27 protein-coding genes are annotated in these 26971 nt (G+C 42.3%); 16 read left to right on the top strand and 11 right to left on the bottom strand.

The genetic code is table 11. The annotated features are described in order from the left end of the window. The first annotated feature begins 81 nt into the window (after window positions 1-81). On the top strand, window positions 82-723 hold the full coding sequence (gene pyrE / locus H9L11_RS07815) for an orotate phosphoribosyltransferase (protein WP_005384778.1): 642 nt from the start codon (window positions 82-84) through the stop codon (window positions 721-723). Window positions 724-807: 84 nt separating this feature from the next. Here pyrE and H9L11_RS07820 read toward each other — a convergent pair whose 3' ends face one another. The 3 genes from H9L11_RS07820 to coaBC form a co-directional block, all read right to left on the bottom strand. Further along, window positions 808-1758, bottom strand: coding sequence for a Kdo(2)-lipid IV(A) acyltransferase (locus H9L11_RS07820; protein ID WP_033905948.1), 951 nt, complete (start codon window positions 1756-1758; stop codon window positions 808-810). A 6-nt stretch (window positions 1759-1764) separates the two neighbouring features. After that, on the bottom strand, window positions 1765-2355 hold the full coding sequence (slmA, locus tag H9L11_RS07825) for a nucleoid occlusion factor SlmA (RefSeq protein ID WP_005379386.1): 591 nt from the start codon (window positions 2353-2355) through the stop codon (window positions 1765-1767). A gap of 171 nt (window positions 2356-2526) precedes the next feature. After that, on the bottom strand, window positions 2527-3726 hold the full coding sequence (gene coaBC / locus H9L11_RS07830) for a bifunctional phosphopantothenoylcysteine decarboxylase/phosphopantothenate--cysteine ligase CoaBC (protein ID WP_033905950.1): 1200 nt from the start codon (window positions 3724-3726) through the stop codon (window positions 2527-2529). Window positions 3727-3919: 193 nt separating this feature from the next. Between coaBC and H9L11_RS07835 the strand changes: the two genes are divergently transcribed. The 6 genes from H9L11_RS07835 (at window position 3920) to mutM (ending at window position 8767) form a co-directional block, all read left to right on the top strand. Next, window positions 3920-5593, top strand: a complete 1674-nt coding sequence (locus H9L11_RS07835) for a methyl-accepting chemotaxis protein (RefSeq protein WP_205391081.1) — start codon at window positions 3920-3922, stop codon at window positions 5591-5593. A gap of 114 nt (window positions 5594-5707) precedes the next feature. Then, window positions 5708-6382: a DNA repair protein RadC gene (gene radC / locus H9L11_RS07840; RefSeq protein WP_005395784.1), complete on the top strand. Its 675-nt coding sequence runs from the start codon at window positions 5708-5710 to the stop codon at window positions 6380-6382. Window positions 6383-6684: 302 nt separating this feature from the next. Further along, complete coding sequence (gene rpmB, locus H9L11_RS07845; protein ID WP_005384783.1) at window positions 6685-6921, top strand: 50S ribosomal protein L28; 237 nt, start codon at window positions 6685-6687, stop codon at window positions 6919-6921. A gap of 13 nt (window positions 6922-6934) precedes the next feature. Further along, window positions 6935-7105, top strand: coding sequence for a 50S ribosomal protein L33 (gene rpmG, locus H9L11_RS07850; protein WP_004410866.1), 171 nt, complete (start codon window positions 6935-6937; stop codon window positions 7103-7105). A gap of 273 nt (window positions 7106-7378) precedes the next feature. Further along, on the top strand, window positions 7379-7855 hold the full coding sequence (locus H9L11_RS07855) for a hypothetical protein (protein WP_025998646.1): 477 nt from the start codon (window positions 7379-7381) through the stop codon (window positions 7853-7855). A gap of 102 nt (window positions 7856-7957) precedes the next feature. Next, entirely contained in the window at window positions 7958-8767 is an 810-nt protein-coding gene (mutM, locus tag H9L11_RS07860) for a bifunctional DNA-formamidopyrimidine glycosylase/DNA-(apurinic or apyrimidinic site) lyase (RefSeq protein ID WP_205391082.1), read from the top strand. An 18-nt stretch (window positions 8768-8785) separates the two neighbouring features. Here mutM and H9L11_RS07865 read toward each other — a convergent pair whose 3' ends face one another. From H9L11_RS07865 to H9L11_RS07885, 5 genes are read right to left on the bottom strand one after another with little or no spacing between them, the layout of a single operon-like run. After that, the gene (locus tag H9L11_RS07865) at window positions 8786-9709 is read right to left on the bottom strand and encodes a glycosyl transferase family 90 (protein ID WP_140367261.1); all 924 of its coding nucleotides are present in this window, start codon (window positions 9707-9709) and stop codon (window positions 8786-8788) included. After that, window positions 9706-10185, bottom strand: a complete 480-nt coding sequence (coaD, locus tag H9L11_RS07870) for a pantetheine-phosphate adenylyltransferase (protein ID WP_074191918.1) — start codon at window positions 10183-10185, stop codon at window positions 9706-9708. The genes H9L11_RS07865 and coaD overlap by 4 nt, the downstream gene beginning before the upstream one ends. Next, window positions 10182-11213 carry a glycosyltransferase family 4 protein gene (locus tag H9L11_RS07875; RefSeq protein WP_205391083.1) on the bottom strand — a complete coding sequence of 344 codons (1032 nt, stop codon included), beginning with the start codon at window positions 11211-11213 and terminating at the stop codon, window positions 10182-10184. Before H9L11_RS07875 ends, coaD begins: the two co-directional genes overlap by 4 nt. Before the next feature lies 1 nt (window position 11214). Continuing rightward, on the bottom strand, window positions 11215-11997 hold the full coding sequence (locus H9L11_RS07880) for a glycosyltransferase family 2 protein (protein ID WP_205391084.1): 783 nt from the start codon (window positions 11995-11997) through the stop codon (window positions 11215-11217). 35 nt (window positions 11998-12032) lie between these two features. Beyond that, window positions 12033-13088: a glycosyltransferase family 9 protein gene (locus H9L11_RS07885; RefSeq protein ID WP_205391085.1), complete on the bottom strand. Its 1056-nt coding sequence runs from the start codon at window positions 13086-13088 to the stop codon at window positions 12033-12035. Between the two features lie 107 nt (window positions 13089-13195). On the opposite strand from H9L11_RS07885, the gene H9L11_RS07890 reads away from it, so the two are divergent. From H9L11_RS07890 to H9L11_RS07930, 9 genes are all read left to right on the top strand, one after another. Next, on the top strand, window positions 13196-13603 hold the full coding sequence (locus H9L11_RS07890) for a diacylglycerol kinase (RefSeq protein WP_005395798.1): 408 nt from the start codon (window positions 13196-13198) through the stop codon (window positions 13601-13603). 11 nt (window positions 13604-13614) lie between these two features. After that, window positions 13615-14331 carry a 3-deoxy-D-manno-octulosonic acid kinase gene (locus tag H9L11_RS07895; RefSeq protein ID WP_205391086.1) on the top strand — a complete coding sequence of 239 codons (717 nt, stop codon included), beginning with the start codon at window positions 13615-13617 and terminating at the stop codon, window positions 14329-14331. Window positions 14332-14490: 159 nt separating this feature from the next. Next, entirely contained in the window at window positions 14491-15165 is a 675-nt protein-coding gene (locus tag H9L11_RS07900; RefSeq protein ID WP_052499839.1) for an acylneuraminate cytidylyltransferase family protein, read from the top strand. A 261-nt stretch (window positions 15166-15426) separates the two neighbouring features. Continuing rightward, entirely contained in the window at window positions 15427-16617 is a 1191-nt protein-coding gene (locus H9L11_RS07905) for a hypothetical protein (protein WP_043035981.1), read from the top strand. A gap of 8 nt (window positions 16618-16625) precedes the next feature. Beyond that, on the top strand, window positions 16626-18095 hold the full coding sequence (locus tag H9L11_RS07910) for a lipid II flippase MurJ (protein ID WP_205390641.1): 1470 nt from the start codon (window positions 16626-16628) through the stop codon (window positions 18093-18095). 1 nt (window position 18096) lies between these two features. After that, a complete protein-coding gene (locus tag H9L11_RS07915) occupies window positions 18097-18912 on the top strand; it encodes an aldolase/citrate lyase family protein (protein WP_205390642.1) in 816 nt (271 codons plus the stop codon). Then, window positions 18909-19463 (top strand): sugar transferase, encoded by a 555-nt coding sequence (locus H9L11_RS07920; protein ID WP_205390643.1) that lies wholly within the window; start codon window positions 18909-18911, stop codon window positions 19461-19463. The genes H9L11_RS07915 and H9L11_RS07920 overlap by 4 nt, the downstream gene beginning before the upstream one ends. Window position 19464: 1 nt before the next feature. Then, the gene (gene asnB / locus H9L11_RS07925; RefSeq protein ID WP_205390644.1) at window positions 19465-21234 is read left to right on the top strand and encodes an asparagine synthase (glutamine-hydrolyzing); all 1770 of its coding nucleotides are present in this window, start codon (window positions 19465-19467) and stop codon (window positions 21232-21234) included. 172 nt (window positions 21235-21406) lie between these two features. Beyond that, window positions 21407-23218, top strand: a complete 1812-nt coding sequence (locus H9L11_RS07930) for a nucleoside-diphosphate sugar epimerase/dehydratase (RefSeq protein ID WP_275890744.1) — start codon at window positions 21407-21409, stop codon at window positions 23216-23218. Window positions 23219-23324: 106 nt separating this feature from the next. Here the strand turns inward: H9L11_RS07930 and H9L11_RS07935 are convergent, their stop codons facing one another. The 3 genes from H9L11_RS07935 to waaF form a co-directional block, all read right to left on the bottom strand. After that, window positions 23325-24524 carry an O-antigen ligase family protein gene (locus H9L11_RS07935; protein WP_205390646.1) on the bottom strand — a complete coding sequence of 400 codons (1200 nt, stop codon included), beginning with the start codon at window positions 24522-24524 and terminating at the stop codon, window positions 23325-23327. A gap of 120 nt (window positions 24525-24644) precedes the next feature. Then, window positions 24645-25922 carry a lipid IV(A) 3-deoxy-D-manno-octulosonic acid transferase gene (gene waaA / locus H9L11_RS07940; RefSeq protein WP_064377033.1) on the bottom strand — a complete coding sequence of 426 codons (1278 nt, stop codon included), beginning with the start codon at window positions 25920-25922 and terminating at the stop codon, window positions 24645-24647. After that, window positions 25916-26971, bottom strand: a complete 1056-nt coding sequence (gene waaF, locus H9L11_RS07945) for a lipopolysaccharide heptosyltransferase II (RefSeq protein ID WP_205390647.1) — start codon at window positions 26969-26971, stop codon at window positions 25916-25918. Before waaF ends, waaA begins: the two co-directional genes overlap by 7 nt.

Raw genomic sequence — 26971 nt, forward strand, 5'->3', positions numbered from 1 at the left:
GCTATTTTTTTATCTCGACAATAGAGAAATGAATGATTGTCGAGAAGAGACACGAGAAACCAAGGACATAGAGAGAAAATAATGAAAGCATACCAGCGTGAATTTATTGAGTTTGCACTTGAGAAAGAAGTTCTTAAGTTTGGTGAGTTTACTTTGAAATCTGGCCGTAAAAGCCCGTACTTCTTTAACGCTGGTCTTTTCAATACTGGTCGTGACCTAGCGCGTCTTGGTCGTTTTTACGCAGCAGCGCTTGCTGATTCTGGCATTGAGTTTGATGTGCTGTTTGGCCCGGCGTACAAAGGTATCCCAATCGCGACGACAACAGCAGTCGCGCTGGCGGATCATCATGACGTCGACACGCCTTACTGCTTCAACCGTAAAGAAGCGAAAGATCACGGCGAAGGCGGTAACCTTGTAGGCTCTGCGCTTGAAGGTCGTATCATGCTAGTAGATGACGTAATCACAGCAGGTACTGCGATTCGTGAATCGATGGAAATCATTCAAGCAAATGGCGCAGACCTTGCTGGTGTGTTGGTTGCGATTGACCGCCAAGAAAAAGGCAAAGGTGAGTTGTCTGCGATTCAAGAAGTGGAGCGTGACTTTGGTTGTGCAATCATCTCAATCATTAGCCTGACTGACCTTGTGACTTTCCTTGAAGAGAAAGGCACAGACAAAGAGCATCTAGAAGCAGTCAAAGCGTACCGCGCAGAATACGGCATTTAATTGGTTACTTTTTCTGAAAAAGTAAAAAGGGCAGATGGATATTCATCTGCCCTTTTTTGTTTTTGGATTCATCGCCTTGACCACTTACTTATAGCGAATGCCTTTCTCGACATGCTCATCTTGCATGGTTTTATAGCGTTTATGGAGCCACATCCATTGCTCTGGAGCGCGTAGAATGACTTCTTCCACATACTTGTTCATATAAGCGGCAGCGGCGACTTCGTCTTTTTGTGGATAGTCGGCTTCAATGCACTTATCGGCGATGATGTCGTATTTTCCTTCGTCATTGCGAAACCCTGAGCCTGGGATGATCGCACATTTTGAGGTATACGCCAGAATGCTCGTGCCTGTTGTCGTACACGCATCGTCTACGGCAAAGAAGGGCACAAATACTGATTTTTTGCGACCGTAATCGTGATCCGGCAAATAGAACAGACGCTCACCGCTGCGTAAAACACGAATCATCTTTTTTACATCTTTACGATCAATCAGTTTATTGCCGTTATGTGTCCGTCCCCAATACTGGATAAAGTTATAAGCAGGATTATTATGCGGACGAAACGCGCCGTACCCGGCCACGCCTAACACGGCGAAAGCACGCGCAGTGATCTCTAGATTTAGAGCATGGACACAACAAAGTAGGACGCCTTTACCTTCTTTGGCTTTTTCACGCAGTGCGCCGAGATCTTTCTCGACGATCAGGTTTTTAAAGCGCCAAGTCGGCCAGAACCAAGTGATTCCGGTTTCTATCAGTGCCATACCAGTATTTTTGAAGTTCTCTTCAACAATATGTTGAATCTCTTCAGGTGTTTTGTCTGGAAAGGCCAATTCTAAGTTACGCTGAGCAACGTGGACACGCTTTTTACCGTAGCGCATGCCAAGTTTACCGAGTGAACGACCTAATGAAAGCAGCAGCCGATAAGGAAGAATATTGACGAGGATGGCCAACAGACCAAAACCAAGCCATACGCCCCAGTTACGAGGGTGAAGAAGTGAAAGAGAAAACTCGGGCTGCGTGTATTTGTCTTTACTCATAGTCTTTTACTTTATTTGTGCACTCAAAAGCGCCCAGTACTCGTCAAAGTTTGCAGTCGGCTGGTATTTAAAGTCGCTACGCACAAAGCGGTTTAGGCTCCCCTCAACTTGTCCCAGAATTTGCGCGGCTAGGATGCGCTCTTCGACAGGGAAAGACTTCCCTTCACGAATCTTACGTTCACGCAGGATTTGGCGCAATTGTGTTTCTATACGCTCAAAGAGTTGATTGATGCGTTCACGTAGACGTTCATTTTCAAACATTAGAGCATGACCCGACAAAATGCGTGTCAGACCTGGGTTACGTTCAGAGAACGCCAAAATAAGGTGCATCACCATACGAATACGCTCTAGTGTATCTTTTTCGTCGTCTAGAATACGGTTGATACGTGTCATCAAGGCTTCTTCAATGAACTCAATCAACCCTTCGAACATGCGCGCTTTACTTGGGAAATGACGATACAGCGCGGCTTCTGAAACGCCGACTTGCTTGGCCAGTTTTGCCGTAGTAATGCGTGAAGCGCCATCTGTTGATTCAAGCATTTCTGCCAATGCTTGTAAGATCTCTTCACGACGGTTGGATTTTTTACTGCCGGCCATTAGTTACTTCCTTTCAAAATACAAAGTTGAGCGGAGGGGATTATAAGACGCTATTTCGCCTCAAACTAGACCACTAAGGGTGGAATGGGAGATTTAACACCCTTAGTTGTCATTTTTGTACCAAATTTATGCCAGCTTTTGTAAAAAATTGGCAGGGTTTTCAAACGTTAGTTACATCAATTGATGCATTTTTTCGAGAATTTTAAAGCTCAATGCTTCTTTTGATTCTAAAGCGAGCGCAAGTTCACCTTCAGGCCAGTAAAGGGTAATTGCGTTGTCGTTGCTGTTAAATCCTTGCCCTGCAACCGAAACGTCGTTTGCACAGATCATATCGAGGTTTTTCTTTGTTAACTTGCCTCGAGCATAGGTCTCTACATCATTGGTTTCAGCCGCAAAGCCGACGGTAAACGGACGCTTCTCCGTCATTGCTGCCACAGATGCAACAATATCAGTATTTTTAACCATATTAATGACCATTTCGTCGTTGTCTTCTGTCTTTTTCAACTTTTGAGACGCGATCGTTTGTGGGCGGTAGTCGGCAACGGCAGCGCAGCTAATAAAGGCATCATGCTGGTTTGCATGTGTCATAACGGCTTCGTGCATCTCTTGTGCACTGGAAACATTTATGCGCTCAACACCTACGGGCGTATTTAAACTGACAGGACCGCTCACGAGGGTGACTTTTGCTCCCATCTGCGCTGCGGCGCTCGCCAATGCATAGCCCATTTTCCCGGAGCTATGGTTTGTAATGTAACGCACTGGATCAATCGCTTCGCGAGTTGGTCCGGCGGTAATGAGTATCGACTTACCTTCTAGCAATTTTGGTTGAAAGAACTGTTCACATAGATGTACTAGCTGCATTGGTTCCAGCATTCGACCTGGTCCTACATCACCACAGGCTTGCTCTCCTGCCGCAGGGCCCCAGATGTGCATACCACGACGCGCTAACGTAGCGATGTTCTCTTGGGTTGCGATATTGCGATACATCTGTTGATTCATCGCAGGAGAAACAGCAACAGGGGAATCCGTCGCGAGCACGAGCGTAGTAAGTAAATCGTTCCCCATGCCTGCGGACATGCGCGCGATTAAGTCCGCGGTCGCGGGCGCTAATAGCACTAAATCTGCCCATTTGGCCAATTCAATATGGCCCATAGAGGCTTCCGCTGCTGGGTCTAGTAAACTGTCCGAGACAGGACGGCCCGAAACGGCTTGCATGGTTAAAGGGGTAATGAACTCTTTTGCGGCTTTCGTCATTACAACTTGAACTTGCGCTCCTCTCTCTATGAGGCGACGGGTTAGCTCCGCACATTTATACGCGGCAATACCGCCACTGATGCCGAGTAGAATTTTCTTTCCTGCTAGTGTTTGCATGTGAGATCTCCAATTTGATGACCGGATTTTAACACAATTCAAAGTCTGACCGCCCGAGCATATATAACGAGAAGATAATTCACATCAAACTCCAGAGTATTAATCTGACCGAGGAAGGGAAAATTCTCGCCTACCTCACAGACAAGTTGCGCGGAGTTTGCAAGTCTGAAAAGAAAAAGAGGTAGTGGAAACCATGGTGTTGAAAAGTCGAAACAAATTGCTGCTGATAACCCTAATTCCGCTGTTGTTGATCACCACGTTGATCTCAGTGGTGTATTACATCAACAGCAGTAAAAGTTTGGAAGCGGAGCTGGCAAGAGACAGGCAAGAGCTCATCGAAACGAAAAAGAAAGAGTTACAAGCCTATATGATGATGGGCGTGACGGCGATAAAACCGTTATACGACGCGGATGTAAATGGAAGTAATAAAGAGGCAGCAAAAGAAATTCTGAAAGCCATGCGCTTTGAAAGCGATGGTTACTTTTTTGCCTACGACTCTCAAGGTGTGAATACGTTGCACGCCATCAAACCTGCATTAGAGGGTAAAAACCTTTACGACTTAAAAGATGAAAATGGGGTCGCAGTTATTGCGGGCTTGATTGACGCTTCTCAAAAAGGGGATGGGTTCCTCTATTTCTCGTGGCACAAACCGACCATTGACGCACAAGCGCCTAAGTTGGGCTATGCAGAATATCTATCGAAATGGGACTGGGTTTTAGGTACTGGCGTTTATATTGATGACATCGACCAGCAAGTTGCGATGCACAGAGAGTTAAAGACTCAAGAGCTAAAAGAGCATACATTATCTGCCGTGTTGATTTCCGCTATTGGATTGATCATTACCAGTGTTCTCACCAGTATCGTGGTGTCTAAAGGCATTCAGCCGTTACAACATGTCGCGGCTTCATTAAAAGATGTTGCCGCAGGCGGCGGTGACTTAACGGCTCGTTTAAAAGTCGAAAGTCAGGATGAAGTCGGTGAAGTGGCGGCGGCGTTTAATGAGTTTATGGATAAGCTGCATCCACTGATGCAGGACATTCATCGCTCTGCGACGACAGTACAGACCGTTTCCCAAAGCCTGAACACTCAGACCAGCCAAGCGAGCGGTCAAATGCAGGATCACTGTTTAGAGACGGACAAAGTCGTGACGGCAGTGACGCAAATGAGCATGACTGCCAAAGAAGTAGCCAGCAATACTAATGCGACCGCGCAGGCAATTGACGATGCCAACAGTCAAGTCACCGCCGCTCAGCATGAGGTCGAGCAAGCAATAGAAGGCATTACCGAACTCGTGACGGAGATAGACAGCACGTCAGATGCAATTTCTGAGTTGAGTTTACAGACCGAAAAAATAACCAAAGTGCTGGATGTGATTGGCGAGATAGCCGAGCAAACGAATTTGTTGGCCCTAAATGCGGCGATTGAAGCGGCTAGAGCCGGTGAGCAAGGTCGAGGGTTTGCCGTCGTTGCGGATGAAGTGCGCTCGTTAGCCAGTCGTACACAAAATAGTACTCATGAAATTGGCGACATGCTCAAGCAGCTACAAAATGGTGTATCAAGAGCGGTCAGTACGATGTCGGTGAGCCAAAAACGAGGTGTAAAAACGGCGGAAGAGTCCGCGCTCATTCAGCAATCTCTTTCTGGTGTTCATCATTCTATCGGAACAATTCGAGATATGGGTATTCAAACCGCGTCTGCCGCAGAAGAACAAAGTGCGGTTGCAGAAGACATCAACCAAAACTTAGTGGCTATTCAACAGATCGTGAACAACATTAATGAGACGTTGCAGCATGCCGAGTCAATCAGCACGCAGTTATCACTGTCTGGAACAGAAATTCACGGCTTGGTTGGCAACTTTAAACTCTGATGAACTGTTAAGTTGCATGGAAAGCACTGATGGTACGAAGAAAGCGAAAGTCATACTCGACTTTCGCTTTTTGTTTTGTGGAATAGGGGCACTTTCCATATAAAGAGACATCAGATGATACTGAAAGCTATGCCAACTGAGTCCATGCCCAGAGAGAAGTTGTTGCAACGAGGACCGCAAGCATTGACCGATGCTGAGCTACTGGCCATCTTCTTGCGCACAGGCACCCGCGGAATGAACGTGATTGAACTTGCAGACTTCCTTATTCAAGACTTTGGTTCGCTCAGACAACTATTTTCAGCATCAGAGCAAGAGTTTTGTCGTCATAAAGGATTGGGGCAAGCCAAGTATGTTCAGTTGCAAGCGGTACTAGAAATGACGCAACGCTACTTGGCGGAGACGCTAAAGCGTGGTGATGCCTTAACCAGCCCCGACCAAACTAAGTTATATCTGTCTTCTATTTTAAGGGATCGGCAAAGAGAGGCTTTTTATATTCTTTTTCTCGATAACCAGCACCGAGTGATAAAAGATGAAATTTTATTTGAAGGAACGTTGGATGCCGCGTCGGTGTATCCGAGAGAAGTCGTTAAGCGTGCTCTGCATCATAACGCGGCGGCTTTGATTTTGGCGCACAATCATCCTTCAGGTGTTGCTGAGCCGAGCCAAGCTGACAGAAGGATTACAAGGCGTCTCACCGACGCATTAGCATTGGTGGATATTCGTATTTTGGACCATTTCGTCATCGGAGATGGGGAAAGTGTCTCTTTTGCTGAAAGAGGCTGGATATAACTGTGCGTTTTTTAGGTTGTTAGTTGCTAAAAATCTGCTATCATCCACGCCACTAAATTTTTAACTGAATTCAGCTTGGACTGCTAAAAAAATCTGCTGTCTAAAAAAAGATCACGAAAACCTGTAAAAAGGATCTGTTCGGGTCTTGAGCAATGCATATCAAGTTAGTATAATGCGCGACCTTTGATAGCCTTGTATGGATTTTCCATAGCGGTTCTTAACCTCTAACTTCTTTTCGAGAGATAGAGAGGTTCGGCCACCAAGGTTGATATCGAGCTGAAACGATTTTGGAGAAGACATTCATGTCACGAGTATGCCAAGTAACTGGTAAGCGTCCAGTAACGGGTAACAACCGTTCACACGCACGAAATGCTACTAAGCGTCGTTTTCTGCCGAACCTACAAACTCATCGTTTCTGGGTAGAGAGCGAAAAACGTTTTGTTAAACTACGTCTATCTGCTAAAGGTATGCGCATCATCGACAAGAAAGGTATTGATACTGTTCTTGCAGACATGCGTGCACGTGGCGAAAACGTTTAAGAGGAAATAAGCAATGGCAAAGAAAGGCGTTCGTGAGAAAATCCGTCTAGTATCTTCTGCAGGTACAGGCCACTTCTACACAACTGATAAGAACAAGCGTAACATGCCAGGCAAATTTGAGATCAAAAAGTTTGATCCAGTAGTTCGCCAGCACGTTATGTACAAAGAAGCAAAAATCAAATAATTGGTTTCAGTCTCTTTGATGAATTGAAAAACCCAACTTTCGAGTTGGGTTTTTTATTACCTGAATAAAAAGTGCTGAAAAAAGTGTTCAGTACGTTATCGGTATAAAGCACTGCTGAAGTCATTTTATCGGTCCGACGCTACACTAGAATTTCTGATTGATCGCTCTCTACCGCTTTGCCACCACTTCTCTACACACTTGCACACCATTGTTCTAGTCAACCTCAATACTCTTTGGTAGTTTACTCATAACTATAAGAGAGTAGAGATGGTTATGCGTGTGAGTCCGGCTCGTCGCCGCCGATGGAACAATATTCTTATTCTGGGCATTATCGCGTTTATAGTGATCTTAAATGCGCCGATGTGGATCAAAACTTACCTATTAACAGACCAAGCAGACCCTTACCCAAATGTACTTCGCTCCGACTATACGGTGGAGTCTTTGTACTATAGTGGCTGGGAGTTCGAGCTGCATGATGGACGGTGGCAATCCAACATCAAAGTCGATGCACCGATCAGTGAACTTGTATCACGCTGGCAATCATTGGAAGGGACCGAGCTCACCTCAGAACAGTACGATCATTTAAAACCTAACCTGGCGGTACCTGAAACGGTAGAAGTCTGGTATCAGGATCTCGAAGAGCCGCAGCGGGTGACTTTCTTTCGTTTACCTGATTTTTGGCTATTTAAAACCTGGCAAGACAAATGGGTCGCTATCTCCGTCGATGAAAACTACCTTATGCCAGAGTAGAGCTTTTTTGCGCCTATACCCCTAATAAGCTTCCCTATTTATCGTTTTTCTTTTCGATTATGCTAGCAGCGAGAACTATTAGCCGGTGAATTGGAGAATCTAATGCCTGAGTTGCCAGAAGTTGAAGTCAGCCGTATGGGGATTAGCCCCCACATGGTTGGACAAACGATCCAGTCGTTTACTTTTCGAACGCCTAAATTGCGCTGGGATATTCCTATAGAGCTTAAAAAATTGGAAGGGCAGGTGATCCGTGCGATTAGCCGTCGTGCGAAATACTTACTGATCGAGACAAACACAGGTACAGCCATTGTTCACTTGGGCATGTCTGGGTCTTTACGTGTCCTAGATGCCGACTTTCCGCCAGCAATGCACGATCATGTAGATCTCAAACTAAGCAGTGGAAAAATACTGCGTTATAACGATCCGCGTCGTTTTGGGGCATGGCTGTGGTGTGCTCCTGGCGAGTCACATGCTGTGCTAGCAAACATGGGGCCTGAGCCTTTAACTGAAGAGTTCAATGCGGAATATGTAGTAGAGAAAGCTAAAAATAAGCGTGTTGCCGTCAAGCAGTTCATCATGGACAACAAAGTCGTGGTTGGTGTAGGAAATATCTACGCGAATGAGTCGTTGTTTAAATCTCGAATTCACCCTTCAAGGCCTGCAGGTAAGCTAACTTCTCAAGAGTGGGGGTTACTTGTTGAAAATATCAAAATGACACTTGAGATTGCCATTACGCAAGGTGGGACTACTCTGAAAGACTTTGCGCAAGCCGATGGAAAGCCGGGTTACTTTGCACAAGAGTTATTAGTTTACGGAAAAGCCGGAGAGCCATGCCCAGAATGCGGCGAACGACTTCAAGAGCTAAAAATAGGGCAGCGTAATACCTTCTTTTGTGGTGAGTGTCAGAAGTGAAATATGGATTAGGGCAAATTACATTTGCCCTGATTTTTCAAAGTACTTCTTTGCCACTAATAGAGAGATTAATTTTTCTCGCTGAGGGTTTTTAAACTGTTCTACCCATTCGTGCGCATTATGGATGATGGCTTCTGCCTCTTCAGGATGAGCGATGTAGTATTCCATTTTCTCTATCAAATCAGAGTAATCGGCTTTCACCTCTACATAGTGAACACCTGCTTGCAAGCGGCCTTCCATAAACCAAGTCTCATACCTAGGCTTGGACATTATTACCAGTGAGTTTGAAGACATCGCCCACTTGAGGTTAGTCGCAACATCATTGCCTTCGATGGCGAGCAAAAACTTGTAATTAAGCTGTTCTTCAATCGACATAAATCCTTTTTCCCAAGGATCGCCGTTGACTGGCTGTGTCTGACCAATGTTACATTGAGGGTGGTTATAGAACTGCTCAATCACTTTTTTACGGTGTGGCTGGTATCCAACACCACGCCAAGCCGCCATGTTTTTCTTGCTTCTAAATGACAGTTTATCAGTAACAAACTGGAAGTGACGAATCTCATTTAACTTTAGTAAGACGGAGTTTTGATTGTCTTCCCCAATCGGTCGACTTTTAAGAAAGGATGGGTATTCTGGTACATAACGAATATCACCGTTCAAAAACTGGAAAAAGTATTGAGCTGGGAAGGACTTAACTACTTTGTGTAGGTCGAAGTAGTATGTTGTACCGCCTGTCTTTTTGTAGCCGCCAACACGTGTCGACTCGTTTTCAGGAAGTTCAAATGACTCGTTAACCTTGTTGTAGTAGTCTACTCGCTCTTGGATATAGGAATCCATCGGGTATTTATCGATAAGACGACGAGCTGATTTACTTCTAATGGAGTTAGGTACTAAGACTTGCAGACCATTTGAAGCGTAATACTTAAATTTCCTGAAACTCATTGTGCTACCTTTGTATTGATAGCGATATAAACACATTCAGGTACAAATTGCTTCACATCTCCACCATGAATGGCAACTTCACGAACAATAGTGGAAGAAAGGAAGGCGTATTCGTCGGCTGGAGTAAGGAACACGCTTTCCATGCCTGGCAACAGTTTGCGATACATGCTGGTAAGGCCGAACTCGTATTCAAAGTCTACCGTTGTTCTCAGGCCGCGTACCAATACGTTTGCTTCTTGCTCTCTGGCAAAATCAACAAGTAGACCACTAAAACCGGCTGTCGATACATTACTTAAATGTGCTGTTGATTCTTCAACCAGTTTTACGCGTTCTTCTAGGCTAAAAAGCGTATTTTTAGAAGGGCTTGCCGCGACACCAATAACAATTTGATCAAACATGTCTGCGGCACGAGTGATGATATCAAGGTGACCATTTGTGATTGGATCGAAAGTACCTGGGTATATGACTTTTTTCATCGTAAAACTGTCTCGTAAATGTCTACGTATTGATTAGCAGTGTAGTTGATATCAAACAATTTCAATTTCTCTTGCCCCTGAGCGATGAAGTGTTGCTTCAATTCATCATCTTGGGAAACCTTTACTATTGCATCTGCCAGTTCTTGTGAATTACCTGGCTCAACCAGTAATCCATTTGAGTTGTGGTCGATGATGTCAGGAATGCCTCCTGCGTTGGTACCAATAACAGGTAAACCAGAGCCCATACCTTCCAAAATGACAGAACCAAGCCCTTCGGTATACGATGGGTGTACTTGTAAGTCTGCCGCTGCAAACCAATCACCCATGTTGTTCTGTTTACCTTCAAAGCTAATGTTAGTCAGACCTTCTGCTTGTGCTTCAAGCGTTTGTCGCTCTGGACCATCGCCCAATAAACAGATGTGAGCAGAGGGCGCAATGTCTTTTAGTAGCCTTGCCGCTTCGATAGTGACATTGAAGCCTTTATGTTTGAGCATGTTTGCGGCATGAATCACCAAAAACTTACCCGTAAAGCGCTCTCTTAGGGCTTTAACTGCTTGTTTATCTACAGAGTATACCACCGGGGAGCTTGGTATTTTGTAAGTGGTAGACGTTGGGTAAGCGTCTTTGACTCTCTGAACTATGGCTGTGCTTAAGCCAACTACAGCACTCGCTTTCGTGTAGGCTAAATTTGCCAGCCACTTTTTCTTTAGAGGGTTATCTATACGGCGCGTGACGATATAAGGCTTACCATAAAGCATGTGCTGAATGAGAGCCCAATAAATTGCGCGTCCTTCATGAACATGAATGATTGAACAATTTTGAGTTACAGCTTTAGAGTGTGCCTTGGTAAAGTGAGTCGCCAGCACTAGCTTAACGTTCAGTTTACGGATGGCATCGGCAAAAGGGCTTTTAGGGTTAGCGACTACCGTAAGGTTATAACCCAATTTGACTTGTTGCTGGATGAGTTGAAGGGTTTGGTTTTCTCCTCCATGGTAGCCAGAAGCCAAATTCACATGGCAAATATTCATATTATTGCTCTTTATTGTGTTTTTTCACGTAGTCACGCAGCCACAGATCGGCATAACGGGTAAAAGTGGTGTTTGCGCTTAACACGGCTAGCAAAAATCCGTGTCGTCCATCTAAGAAGCCACGCTTGATGATATACATTTTAAAGAATCGAAAAAAACCGTGCGTAAATGCACTAAGTAGAGAAGCGGTTTTTTTTCCTTCTCTCTGGTCAGCCCAAGACTGCATATACAACTGAGTCTTGCGGGTATATTCACCTAGCCTTTCGTAGGTAAAATGCTTGAGACGCCCGTTCAATGACACGATGTTAAATCCATTTGGAATGACCACGCTTTCGTGCACCAATGCATCGTTGTATTGAGTTTGTGAAGTTTTATACAAACGGACTACCCAGTCAGGAGACCAGCCAGAGTGACGAATTTCTTTAGCAAAGGCAGTGGTTAGACGATTAACTTGGTAGATGTTTTTGTCTTTGTGCTGACTGATAGTATTCAGTATGTCTTGACGCAGTTCGCCAGTTACGCGCTCATCAGCATCTAGCCAAAGAACGAAATCGGACTCGATATAAGTTTGAGCAAGTTGGCGCTGTTTGCCGAACCCCTGCCAGTCTAAGTTAGAGTAAAACTTATCTGTGTATTGCCTTGCGATGGATTCAGTATTATCCGTACTGCCAGAATCTAGGATGACAATCTCATCGACCCAATCTCTCACAGTGTCTAGACAAGCTTTTAAGTGCTTCTCTTCATTTTTTACGATTAAGGCAACGGCTAAGGTTGGTTTGGACAAGGTCATTTCCTTCTTAACAAATCAAGACAGTAAGTTTACTGGTATTGAGGATACAAATCTTCTAAGACTTGATCGAACATGCTCATTACTTGAATGTTAGTAATGCGGTTCATTGCCGTTTCATCTTTAGCGCGAGTTCGCCAGCTTAACTCGTGACTGTTTTTGCCTGTTTCCGCAAAGATCGTTTCTTCATAAACCGAGACAACGTATTTTAGGTAGCGGTAAGGTCCCACTCGAAGCGGATTATGGTGTGCATAGAGCCCGATGATTGGCGTTTTCATGGCATTTGCCATGTGTGCTGGTCCGGTATCGGGGGCGATGACCATTTCAACCTTATCTATTAACGCAAGCATTTGCAGAATTGAGCTTTGTCCAACTAAATTTAGACACGGTTCTTCCAAGCGAGATTGAATGGCCTCTGCCAGGTCCAATTCTACCTGAGCAGGGCTGCCTGCCAGAATCACGTTCCAGCCTTTTGCTCTGGCGTGATGAATCACATCCACATAACCTTCCGCGTTCCAGTTTTTATAAGCTTTGCTCGCACCAGGCACAATCAGCAGGTTAGGTTTACTACGAGAAATATGAGACTCTGCCCAAGCTTGGTCGTGGTCTGAATAAGAAAGTACCCAGTCTAGTTCTGCCTTTGGTACCCCAATTTGATGGGCAAAGGCCATTAAGCCATCTGCGACATGCAGAGATTGCGGGGAAGGCACTTTGACATTGGTAAATAGTGTTTGAAAGTCCTGGCTTCTATCAGAAGAGAAACCAAGTTTGTATTTTGCTTTAATGCCCAACGTTGCGACACTTGCTCGAATCGCGTACTGCATATGCAATAGCGCATCAAACTCTCTGCCTTTCAGCTGTCGCCAAAGTGATTTGTAGCCATCAAGTCCCGCTTTTTTATCAAAAACAATCACTTCTACACCATCGATGGCGGCTAATAACTGGGCTTCAAGTTTACCCGTTATCCAAGTAATCTGGGTCGAAGGCCAGTGTTTCTGAATAGCTTGAATGGTGGCGATAGTATTGCAAACGTCTCCGATAGCGGACAAACGCAAGACGCATAGTGACGATGGGGCAGAAGTGAACATAATTATTGTCTGATTCGATGAATAGAGGCAGGTAAATTATGCAGACATCCCCAATAAATGTAAAATACACGGCTCGAATATAGCTAAGTACTGATAAGTGTTCTGCAATGTCAAAGACAACACCACATCAATCGCAAGAATCTGGCAAGCCGGGTAACACCGGACTAAAGCGCATCGTTAAAGCGACGGGTTATTCGATCCAAGGATTAAAAGCGGCTTTTAAGCATGAAGCTGCCATTCGACAAGAGTTGGCTCTGTTGAGTATTGCTGTGATTTTGGCTTGGCTAGTGGATGTCGGCATGGTTGAGCGTATCTTAATGATCGGGGTCGTGGTATTGGTCTTGATTGTAGAGCTTGTAAACTCAGCGATTGAGGCGGTAGTGGATCGTATCGGTATTGAACGGCATGAACTCAGTGGGCGAGCTAAAGATATAGGCTCTGCTGCCGTTATGGTTGCTTTGGCGTTTGCTGCATTTACTTGGTTGTATATATTAGCCAGCCGGTATTTAGGCTAGAGGGTGAGCGCATGACTCAACAGTATAAAAACAACAACCAAGGGATCTGGTTTGATGACGAGATCATTACAGACCCTAGCCAACCGATATTTGATGCGGAATACTGGCAGTCCTTAGACAAGGTGGTTGGCAGTGCGACGGGGCGAGGCACGACATGGTTTATCCAACTAGAGAACATGCAAGCGGCACTACGTCATTACCGTCGTGGCGGTTTGTTTGGGAAGTTAGTTAACGATCATTATTGGTTCTCTGGCTGGGATAACACCCGTTGTGCGCAAGAGTTTCAGCTTTTGTTGGCGCTAATTGAGGCTGGGGTGCACGTTCCTCGTCCTATTGCAGCAAGAGCCGTAAAGTCAGGACTCTTCTATCAAGCTGATTTATTAAGTGAGCGAATCCCAAACGCCAGAGATCTGGTTAGTATCTTGCAAGAACAGTCTTTATCGGTAGAAATGTATCAGAAAATAGGGCAAGAAATTGCCAAGATGCATCAGGTTGGCGTTAACCATACCGATTTGAATATCCACAATATCTTGATCGACGACAAAGATAAGGTATGGATTATCGATTTTGATAAGTGCCGTTTTGAGCGAAGCTCTGAGTGGCAAAGTGCCAATTTATCGCGACTGAAGCGTTCATTTTTGAAGGAGTTAGATAAACGCCGGATAAAGTGGCAAGAAATTAACTTTGAAGCCTTACGAGATGGTTATAACCAAAACACTACGCAATAATTTGAAGTGTCCACCTAACGCTACCAACAAATCTTTGATTGTGTGGTTAACTTGTTATAGTCAGTGTAAACTTGATTAGTTTAAGAAACTTTAGGATTGTGCGATGCTTGACGAGGTATAATCCTTAATACCAATCTAATATTTATACAGGTGATTAATGTGGATGTTGTAGCAGTAATAGTTGCTCGCGGTGGAAGCAAAAGAATTCCGAATAAAAATATTCTTCCAATCAATGGCGTTAGCCTCTTAGAGCGGAAAATTGATACTCTAAAGCAATGTCCCTCTATTAGCCGTGTTGTTGTCGGTTCTGAAGACGTAACGATTTTAGAACTAGCAAAAGCAAGAGGTGCAGAAGTAGTAAAGAGACCAGACTACTACTGTGATGAAGCACGAGCTAGTGCCAATGATATGATAGGAAACATGTGTAGTTTGATTTCCGCAGATGTTGTTGTTTGGGCTCACTGTACAAACCCATTAGTATCTGTCGATACTTATGAGAGTGCTGTTAACGCTTTTTTTGAGGCTGAACAAGAAGGGTATGACTCTTTGTTATCGGTATATGAATTGAAAGAGCACTTATGGGACTCTAATTTTCAAGTTTTAAATTATAACCCATATGCGGAAAGGCATACGCTAGCATCAGAGCTGGAGCCGCTTTATGCACAAGATGGTGCTATTTTTATTCAAAGGCACAAAAATATGTTGAAAAATAGTTACTTCTTCGGTGCTAAGCCTAAGCACTTTATAATGCCAGTAGAAGAAGTTTTTGATATCAATTTCCCTGTAGAGTTCAAAATCGCTGAGATATTACTATCTCGGTGTGAAGATGAATAGTTAACTACAAAGCTATTGAATACAAAAAATATGAAGCTAGTAGGCAATAAGGCTATTATCACAACGACTTTCGATTATTACTATCTAGTAATGCTATTTGTTCTTTCGTTTTATCTAATAATACACTGTTTGCATATTAGTGTCTTTAGCTACCTATAGTTTATATATTATTAAATAATTACTAAGTTATTGCGACATAGATTAAAAGTGCAGTTAAAGAATATAAGCAACGCTGTAAAATCTTAGTTTTAAGGTCAGGAAATGAAAAAAAAACTGCTAATGGTATGTTACGGTGGTGGGCACGTAACGATCATTGAGCCCCTTTACCAGCAGCTCAAAGATAAATACGAGATAACGGTCCTAGCTTTGACTTTGGCCGCTCCTTACTTAGCTGCTCGGGGCGTACCTTATGTGACATTCCGATCTTTCAAAGAACTCTTCGATCCGGAAGTCGTTACTACTGGTGAAGGCCTCCTTGCGAACCTCGAGCATAATGGTGAAGTACAATATGAAGATAGCTTATATTACATGGGTTGCTCATACTATGATCTTGTCGAGAGCGTAGGTCTGGAGGAGGCAAAGTCATTGTATGAAAGCAAAGGAAGAGCTGCTTTTTATCCAGAGCCCACGTTAATAAAAATTATTCAATCTCTTTCTCCTGATATGCTTATCACAACGAATGCAATCAGAGCAGAACGAGCGTCTTTGTCTGCGGCGAAGAAGTGTGGTGTACCGACGCTTTGTATCAACGATGGGTTATGGATTGAAGGTGGGCTTTCAGGAGTTTTAGATATCGCTAATGACGAGTTAGCTGATATTATTTGCGTCCTTTCCAGTGAAGTTAAATCTAACTTGGAAGCATCAAGAAAAAGTCGCTCAGCTCGAATTGTTGCCACCGGTACGCCAGTTTTTGATAGTATCAAATTGACAGAAAGAAGAAAAAAAACAAATCAGTTAACGCTTTTGTTCGCTGACTGCCACCTGCCTAAACATTTTCATTTATATCCTGATATTGTAGGTGACCCGGAGTTTGCATTTAGAGTCCGAGAAAAGCTCAATGTTCTTGCTCAAGAACATGATTGGAAAGTTATTGTAAGGCCGCATCCAAATCAAGTTATTGATTATTCAGACTACAGTAACTTGCATGTCTCAGGTAAGAATGATTCACTTCATGAGCAGTTAGCTCAGTCAGATATTGTTTTGACTAATATGAGTACTGTTGGCTTAGAGGGCAAAGCCATGGGGTTGGGATTAGTTACATTAGAAGGAACCGTTTTCAACCGCTACAATTCATTCTATAAGGCTGGTTTATCCACCCCCGTATTTCATGAAAGTGAGCTGTACAATGCCATTATTGAAGAGCTTGAAAGAGCCACTCACGGCATAAGTCTGTATGAAGGCTTAGCTACAGAAAATATTTCACGTGAAATTTCTAGATATCTAGGTTCCTAGCTATACCCATGAAGAAAATCTTCCTTAGTGCATTAATTGTTTCGCTGGGACTGTTTATCGGTCGTTTTAGTGGCTTTCTTCGTGAAATAATAATCGCAAATAATTTTGGGGCAACAGAAAACAGTGATTTTATTGTTTTATTGCTTACAACCCCAGACTTTTTAGTTAACTTACTCATGGGCGGTGCCATGAGTATGGCACTAGTTCCTGAGTTTAAGAAATTAAATGAAGAAGATAGTCAGTTACTTTACAAACAAGTAACTTCAGTAATGTTTCTTTTTGGTTTAACAGTTTGCTTGCTTTCTTATCCACTTAGGAGTGACTTAATATCATTTCTTGCTTTGGGAATGAATGAGAAATTTATAGAAACCAATCAAGATTACTTCTTCTTTAGCTTGATTGCATTGCCTTTTTCATTGGCAACTGGTGCTTCGTTAGCTTATCTAAATTCCAAAGAAAGGTTCACAATTACTTCTTTGAGTACGTTAATAGTTAATCTTACTATTATTGTATTTGTTTGCTTAACAGCCTTTTTAGATAGTGGGTTTATCTTAATATCGATTGGCTTGGTGTTAGCGTCTCTAATGAGGTGGCTGTCACAAGTACTTGCTATAGGGTTACCCCCATTTTTTATCAAACATGAAAGAAATTTAATAAGCAGAGATTTATTATCTAGATATTTTTATGCTTTGGCTGCAGGTGGTGTTATCTTCCTTTTACCAATAATTGTCCGTACCGTCGCTTCCATTGATGGGGGAGGGTCGTTGTCTTTAGTGAACTACACAATTAAGTTGGTAGAGCTGCCTTTAATTATCCTATCGACGGTATTTAGTATAATATTTCTTCCTAAACTATCGGGAATATACTCGAATGGTAATGAAGGTAAGTTCTTAAAACTAGCATCCAATATATTATGTTTTAGTCTTTTTATGTCCATACTTGTGACGACAGCAATGGTTCTTTATGCGGATACTATAGTTGAAACTATTTATGGTTGGGGGGCGTTAAGTCACCATCAGTTGATGAATATTTCTGAATATTTGAAAACGTATGCCATAAGTTTGCCGTTTCAGTGCGTGAACGGCATTATTCTGGCTGTTTTTTCATCAAGAAGGGATACTAAGCGACCTTTCATAGTTACTACCCTATTGGGTATTGTCGTCTTTTCTTTTTTAATATTGGTAAAACCACCAATTGAAGATTTGCTTTATTCTCTAATAACTTTTTACGCCACTACAGCAATATGTTTTTTGATTGCTCTTCGAGCCGGGCATAAGATTTTTCCATTCTATGTAGATATGAGAATACTTGTGCTTGGTATTTCCTTGCTATTGATGACGTTTGTTATTTTTTACTCTGCAAAGAACTTTGTTATTACATTAGAACCTATTATTGGAACCTTTACTATAGGAGTATACGTAACATCAGTTTTATTAGTGTTTGTTTTAATGTTTAGGTTTATGACTAGTAGGAGTTAGTATGAATTTAATGTATATAACTAATAATCCAGAGATTGCTTCTTATGCTAACAGTTGTGGTATTAGTCGTATTTTTGTTGACCTGGAAATTCTTGGTAAATATGAGCGTCAAGGACATTTAGATACTGTAATAAGTAATCATTCTGAGGAAGATATCAATAAGGTTAAAACGGCATCAGGTTCATCTGAAGTATTAGTTCGCATCAACCCTTTCAATAAAAACATTAGCAAAGAAGTCGATCGAGCTATTGCCGAGGGTGCTGATATCATTATGTTACCAATGTTTCACTCAAAAGAAGAGGTGAACAGTGTTGGTAAGATGATAAATGGCAGAGCCAAATTCATTCCTCTTATTGAGACAAAATCTGCAGCCGAGTCTCTAGAAACTTATGTTGATAGCCCGTATGTATCAGAGTTCTATATAGGGTTGAATGACTTGCATAGAGAGTTAGGTTTTCGTTTTATGTTCGAGATCATTTCAACGGGATACTTGGATCAATTAGTCGCGGCAATAAAAACTTCTGGAAAGCCATTTGGCTTTGGGGGCGTGGCTAGAGTCGGCGAAGGGACATTACCTGCTAGTTTGATTTTGGGGGAACATGCTCGTCTTGGTTCAAGTGCGGTTATATTGTCCAGAGCATTTCATCAGCGTTCTAAAAACCTTGAGGAACTAAAGAGTAAACTCGATCTAGAGCTAGAAGTATCGCGCTTGTATTCCGAGATAGAGAGATTGAAAAATAGGACTTATGAGCAGATTCAATATGATAAAAACGAACTAAAAAGAATTGTGGATGGCATTGTAGAAGGTGAGATGTGAAAACTATTTTTGATTGTTTAGCTTCGGCGTTGGCATTGATTTTACTCGCGCCACTTTTGTTTGTTGTTGCGATCATCATCTTCGTCGATGATCCAGGTTCACCATTTTTTAAACAAAAAAGAGTGGGGTTAGGAGGGAGAGAGTTTGGGATGTATAAATTTCGTAGTATGAAATGCAATGCATCCGAAGTAGGTCCTTATTTCACTCAACAAAATGATCCAAGAATCACTAGAGTTGGACGAGTGATCAGAAGAACAAGCATTGATGAATTACCGCAACTTATAAACGTGCTATTGGGTGATATGAGCATCGTTGGCCCTCGTCCTGACGTCCCCGTCCAAGAAAAAAACTATACGCCAGATGAGTGGCAATTACGTAATAGCGTCAAACCGGGAATCACGGGTTTGGCTCAAGCTACGGTGCGTTCAAATACGACACCAGAAGAGAGAACCCGATTAGATCTAGAATATGTAAAGACTCATAGCATTTATCTCGATCTTAAAATTATAGCGATGACAGTGAAGCAAGTTATTAGAAAAGGTGGGAATTAATATGTGCGGTATTTTCGGTTACTTCGACTTTTCTAATCGTTCTTTAAGCGAAGAAACGGTGCGTGCCATGGGGGAGGCGATTGTATATCGAGGACCTGATGGCATGGGGTATTACCACCGGGAAGGTAGAGCACTCGGAAACCAGAGATTAGCAATCTTAGATTTAGAGCACGGACAACAGCCTTTTTATTCTGATGAGCACGATATTGTTGTAGTTCAAAATGGTGAAATATTTAACCATGTTGAACTTGCTCAAAAACTTGCTGGGACCCCTTTCGAGTGTAAAACAACATGTGACACAGAAGTATTGTTAAGACTTTACCAAAAGTACGGTATTGACTTCATTTCAATGCTAAACGGTATGTTTGCAATCAGTATTTACGATAAGCGCATAGACACTATGTTTCTCATTCGTGATCGCGTTGGAGAAAAGCCACTATATTATGCAAATCACAACGGAATGTTGGCCTTTGGTTCGGAAATAAAATCAATCTTGAAGGTAGGTATTCCAAGAGAACTAAACAAGAAAGCATTAGATAGTTATATCTCTTACAATTATGTGGTACCACCCATGACAATGTTTTCTGGTGTGGAGCATGTCATGCCGGGAAGCTACCTCTCTATTTCTAATTCAGGCATTGAAGAAGTCTCTTGGTGGGATGTCGCTGATGTCAATCCAGAAGAAGCAAGTGAAGCGGCCTGGATTGAGCAATTGGACACGACTTTAGATGATGCAGTTCGACTTCGTTTAAGAGCTGATGTCCCGTTTGGTGCGTTCTTATCTGGAGGAGTAGATTCAAGCTCCGTTGTTGGGTATATGGCGAAGCATTTAGAACAACCAGTCAAAACATTTTCGATTGGGTTTCATGATAAAAAGTACGATGAATCCCCCTACGCAGAGGCTGCGGCCAACAGGTTCAATACTGAGCATGTTTGCGAAAAAGTAGAAGCAAACCTCCTGAACTTGTGGGGGAAATCAACATATCATTGCGATCAACCGCATGGTGATGTTTCATTTATGCCGACGTATAAAGTCGCAGAACTTGCTTCAAAAGAAGTGAAAATGGTTTTAACAGGCGATGGGGCTGATGAACTGTTTGCGGGATATGATAAATACAAAAACTTTTTTGATTCAGACACTGACTCGCTAAGTGACGAAGAGTTTCAGATTAAGTTTTTGGAAAGTATTTCGCTATTCCAACAAACATCGAAGAGTAAGCTATACAGCGATTCTATGATGGAAGCTTTGGCTGGGGTAGACAGTCACTACTTTGCGAAACAAGCATTTAAGAAAGTAAAGCATCAGGACAGAGTAAACCAAGCCTTATATATAGACACCAAGCTATTACTGCCTGGAAATAACTTGGTTAAACCGGACCGAATGGGAATGGCGGTCTCTATTGAAAACCGTGCTCCATTTCTAGACTTTAGAATGATTGAGCTAGCTTTTTCAATTCCAGGTGAATTAAAACTACACGATGGTGAGACGAAGTACATTTTCAAAAAGACTGTATCTAACCTGATAGGCGAGGAGTTAGCTTACCGTAAAAAGCAAATGTTCACAGTTCCAATTGGCGAATGGCTCAAAACGGACTTAAAGGACATGGTTTCCGAGCTCTTATTTAGCGAAAAAGCCAAATCAAGAGGAATTTTCAACCATGATTTTGTCCAAGAGCTTTATGAAAATCATTGTAAAGGCACCTCAAATAATACTCGAGAGATTCGAGCTTTAATGGCAGTTGAACTTTGGTTTAGAGAGTTTATTGATTAGTGTATTCAGTCATGGGTTTATACTCATGACTGATTAACAATATGTATTCTCATGTACGAAATGCATGAGTAAGCTCAAGTTGGTCGTAATGAAAGAGTTTTTTTTGAGACGTAGAGTGAAGGATACGTTAGTAGCCCTCTCCGATTTTAACTTTATATTACTGTCCTTTTGGATGGCAGTTTTCACAAGGTTTTATCAGCTAGAGTACTTGATAGATTACTCTAGCTACTTATACCTATCTATTTCATCCGCTACTCTCTTTGTCTTTATCTGTTGGATTCGAGGTGTTTACAAACACGTGCTAAGACATGCGATGAATAGTATTGCAAAGTTAATTGTAAGCTCATTATGTATTGTCGTACTTTTTTTAGGTTTTACCTCTTATTTTAATCAGGTAATGCTGCCGCGAACATTACCAATATTATTCTTTTGTTTTTCTTTCATTTTAACCTTCTTTTCGAGGTTTGTTGTTGTAAGTCTTATTGAAGGGGCTTCATCGAAAGGTAAAGAAAACATCATTGTTTATGGTGCAGGAAAAGCCGGACGGCAATTGGTTGTAATGTTGCAAAAAGGAGAGTTGTACAATGCTAAAGCATTTATTGATGATAACCCAACTCTAGTTGGAAGAACGATTGTTGGCGTTAAAGTTTACTCACCCAAGAATATTGCAGGCTTAAAGCGTAAGTACGGTATTCAAAAAGCGATCTTATCCATTCCTTCAGCGCCGAAAAAACAGAAAGCGGAAGCTGCTTCTCTGCTGTCTACAATGGGGATTGATGTTTTGACAATTCCAAACTTGGATGATCTTGTCTTAGGCATTGTAAAGATAGACGAGTTAAAAGAGGTAGCGATAGAGGATTTGCTTGGTCGTATACCAGTCGCACCAACCCAGAAACTGTTAGAAGCGAATATTAAAGGTAAAGTTGTAATGGTGACTGGGGCGGGAGGCTCTATTGGTTCTGAGTTATGTCGCCAGATTATTAAGAATAAACCAAGAAAGCTGGTTCTTTATGAGCTTTCAGAGTTTGCGTTGTATCAGATAGATAAAGAGTTAAATAGTTACATTGCGAATGAAGGCTTAGATTCAGAGGTGATACCTTTGCTTGGCTCCGTCCAACGCCAAAATCGTTTATCGGCTGTGATGAACGCGTTTAAAGTAAACACGGTGTACCATGCTGCAGCATACAAACATGTTCCATTAGTTGAGCACAACGTTGTAGAGGGCGTTAGAAACAACGTTTTTGGTACGTACTACACCGCCATGGCCGCAATCGAGAGTGGTGTCGAGTCTTTTGTATTGATATCAACCGATAAAGCTGTGAGGCCGACAAATGTTATGGGAGCCACGAAACGTTTAGCTGAGCTAGGCTTACAGGCACTCGCTGAGCAGCAACTTCATGACGCTAAAGGTACAAGGTTCTGTATGGTTCGCTTCGGCAATGTTCTCGGTTCATCCGGCTCTGTTGTGCCTTTGTTCAAGCAGCAAATTGAGCATGGAGGCCCGATCACTCTGACTCACCCAGAGATCACTCGATACTTTATGACCATTCCAGAAGCTGCACAGTTGGTTATTCAAGCTGGAGCAATGGGTAAAGGAGGGGACGTATTCGTACTTGATATGGGAGAGTCTGTGAAGATCATCGACTTAGCTAAAAACCTCATTAATCTTTCGGGGCTGGAGGTAAGAGATGATGAGAATCCTGATGGTGATATCGAAATACGCTGTACAGGCTTAAGACCTGGTGAAAAGCTCTATGAGGAGCTATTGATTGGAGATAATGTCAAGAAAACTAGCCATGAGCGTATTATGACCGCTCATGAGACCTACTTACCGCTTGATCAGTACCAAGACATACTCTGCAAGTTAGATGAAGCTTGTCATAACTTTGAGCATGATAAAATTCGGAGCATATTGCTTGAAGCTCCAACAGGTTTTAAGCCGACTGATGGAATATGCGATCTTGTTTGGAAAGCTAACCTGTAGAGGCTCGTAGGTTAAAAATGAAAGCGGCCTTCGAGTATCTCATGGGCCGTTTTTAGGTAAAAAATTTAGAACGTAGCGTTTTATAAACTTTCTCTTAGTGTTCACTCTATTCTTCTTTACTTTGTATCCAACATAAAGATATGAGTGCGATGAACATTATGAGTGGCTGAGCATGATTTATAGGTATGTCCGTAAAAGCTGAAACCCAGAAAACAGTTAATACACCAAGCACAATGCTTGCCGGCAGTGTGTCTAATTTTCGTACCTGTGATAAAGGGAAGAAAAATAATACGATAAGTAGTGCCAGCCCTACTAGGCCTTGTTTTACAAGAGTATTGATGTATTGATTGTGGTAGTGCCCCCATTGAGCTGTATCTTGCTCAATAATGCCTTTATTAGCTAACGTTTCTCGAAATGATTTCTCTTTACTGCCCAAACCGAATATCGGTTTCTCAAATATCGAATAGACACTTGAATGCCATAACTTTATTCTTGCTCCAATCGATGTGTCTGTTCCACCTTGTTTGATTGTTTCAATCGCATTTTCGGTGCTTTTTACTCTCTCGGAAACAAGAGAAGAATGAATTGTGAAAGATAAAATAGCGACAGTAATAATAGATAGCAACCTACCATATTTAAGGCATTTCTGTCTTTGAGTGAAAATAACAACAATAAATAAAGAGCAGAGTAAAGCTAAAAATGGTCCTCTTGAAAGGCTTATTACCAATGAATTAAAGCTAAATATAAAAGCTATTAGACTTATATTTCGAATTTCTTTTGTTTTAGTAGTTAAAAAGTAACATATCGAGGCAGTTGCCACAGCTGCGGAAATTGTTGTGTATGGTATAGGGTTTATATCCCATAGTGCTCTAGGATTGTTCCAAATATACATGTTAAGAGTGGTGTACGTTAACATGAATAAACTGGAAATAAGCAAAAGCCAGTGAAGATTGTGAAATAGTTTGTCCGATAGTTTATCTGGAAAAGAAACAAGGAAGACAAACATGCTTGCATAAGCACGCAAGGAGTCGTTGGAGATTGAACTATTGTATTCTTTATAAAATATAGTTGATAATAACATTATGCCAATAACTTGAGTCCACCTATTCTTGGTGATGTTATGGATGATTGTTTTGCAACCATAGTTCCAAACTGAACTAATTAGAGAAATTACTGACAGTACGATCATCGCTTTGTAAGAATCAGAGTTTACTAGTTGACCTGAAAAAGCCCATATTATTGGTGTGGATATTAGCCATTCGTGTGGGGATATCTTGCTTATACTTACTTTATCAATAAATTTCATTTTGACAGCTCTTTGAGAACTCAATGTGATGGCTTATTTGTTATCAAGGCACCACTTTATTACTAAGCTTTATGTGTATGCTCAATGCTTGGCTTAAATGTTAATTTTATATTATAAAATTTACTGACCATTTATAGCGTTAAGCTTCTGGATTGTGGATTTTAAAGCCCCACATCTTTTAGACGTAAATGCTTTTAACTTGCTACTTATTTCATTCCGTTGATTTTTGTTACTCATATAGAGTGCTGTATAAAGTGCAATTTCCTGAGAATTTTGGGCAATATCTATAACACCTTCTTTCTTCATGGTGACGACAATATCTTCAAAGTTGAAAAAACTAGGTCCGGTTATGGTTGGAACGCCCAAAACCGCTGGCTCTAACACATTGTGTCCACCGACTTTATCTCCGATTAGACTGCCACCCATAAAGCAGATGTCCGCAGCGCCCATCAAAGTTAGCATCTCGCCCATAGTATCGCCGAGATATACTTGAGTATTAGTCTCTACTGAATGTGTTGAAGTACGACGCACAGTGTTAAAGCCTTGCTGTTGGCAAAGCGTGAAGACATCATCAAATCGTTCTGGATGGCGAGGAACCAAAACGAGTAAAGCATTTGGATGAGATTTTAAAACTTGTCTATGTGCATCTAATACCTGTTCGTCCTCGCCTTTGTGGGTGCTAGCTGCAATCCAAATCGGACGATCGTTTCCAAGCTGGGCTCGAAGCTGTTGTCCTTGTTGTTTCACTTGCTCTGATATTTGAATATCGAACTTAATCGAGCCAGTAACGGATAGTTTCTTTTTCTCAACGCCTAAGCGTTCGAAGTGCTCTGCATCTGAATCCGTTTGGCAGAGTACTTGAGTTAGGCATGGATGAAGCTGGTTAAAAAGCCGCTGTATTTTGGCGTAGTTCTGACATGATTTTTCAGATAGGCGCGCATTCACGACAGTTATAGGGATACCCGCTTTGTGAATATTGTGAAGTGTGTTTGGCCACAGCTCAGTCTCAATGATCAACATCTGTTTTGGTTGCACTGCTTTAAGAAAGCCTTTGATAGCAAACCCAAAGTCAATTGGCATATAGCGGTGTTCAATTAAATCACCCAACTTAGCAATCTGTTCAGCTCCGGTACTTGTTGTTGTAGTAACTAGAATAGATTGTTCGGGGTTTTGTTCCTTAAGGGCTTTAATTAAAGGTGTTGCTGCTATGCTTTCACCAACAGATACGGCATGTATCCAAATAGGTTTGTCGTTGCTTTTTAGCTTGGGAGTGATACCAAAGTGCTCTTTCCAGCGAGAGCCGAACTTAGGCTTATTTGGTTTGCTCTTGTACAAACCAAATAAAAGCAGCGGTGACGCTAGAGCAAGTAGTAAGGTATAAACAATACGAACTAACATGAGCTTATCGTAATGGCGTCAAGTTTTTGAATGCTATCTAGCACTTGCTTAGGCGAAAGTTCTGTCAAGCACTTGAGGTGTTCGTATTGACATTCACGCTGGAAACAAGGGCGACAATCAATATCGGTATGAACAATCTCCACTTTTTCTGCGAGTGGGGGGGTGTACTTCGGTGAAGTTGAGCCATACACGGCAACAACATTACAACCAACCGCAGCTGCCGCATGCATTAAGCCTGAGTCATTCGCGACAACAGTCTTACATGCAGCAAGGAGATCGACTGCTTCAATTAAGCTGGTTTGGCCTGCCAGAACATGAATGTGCTCATGGAATTGCGTCGGAACAAGTGCGCGAATATTGTTACAAGTCTCTAAGTCCTTTTGAGAACCAAACAACCAGATTTGATGCCCAGATCGAGCCATTTGCGTCGCAACTTCAGCGTAGTGTGTTTCGGGCCATTTTTTGGCGGGACCAAACTCTGCTCCTGGGCATAGTCCAATGGTTGGTTGGTCTTGGGCTAAGTTGAACTTTTTGAGCGTGGCTTGTTGCTCTGCCGCGTTGATTGCAAGGCGAGGGCGAGGTAAGGTTTCAAGCCCGCCAAGAGAATTAGAGTCCACCATTTCTGCTTTTGGATAAGCTAACGCTACATAGCGCTCTACCATGTACTGAAAAGACTTCATGTTAGGGCGTAAGTCATTCAATAAACCATAGCGCATTTCTCCTTTCCAGCCAGTACGAAGAGGAATGTTGGCAAACCATGGGATCAGTGCTGATTTCGCTGATTTAGGCAAGATATAGGCGTGGTCATATTGCTTTTCACGTAATGATTTACCAATTTCCCTGCGGCCTAATAAGTTAAATTCACCATGACCGATAGGCATTTCAATCGCTTGGTGGATTTCTGGCATACGCTCAAGAATCGGTTTACACCATCCAGGAGCAATGACATCGATAGTGCAGTTTGGGTGTTGGTGTTTAATGACTTTGTATAGTGATTGTGACATCACCATATCGCCAACCCATGAAGGGCCAATAATGAGTATTTTCAT

Source organism: Vibrio sp. sp1 (assembly GCF_016920955.1).
GTDB lineage: Bacteria > Pseudomonadota > Gammaproteobacteria > Enterobacterales > Vibrionaceae > Vibrio > Vibrio alginolyticus.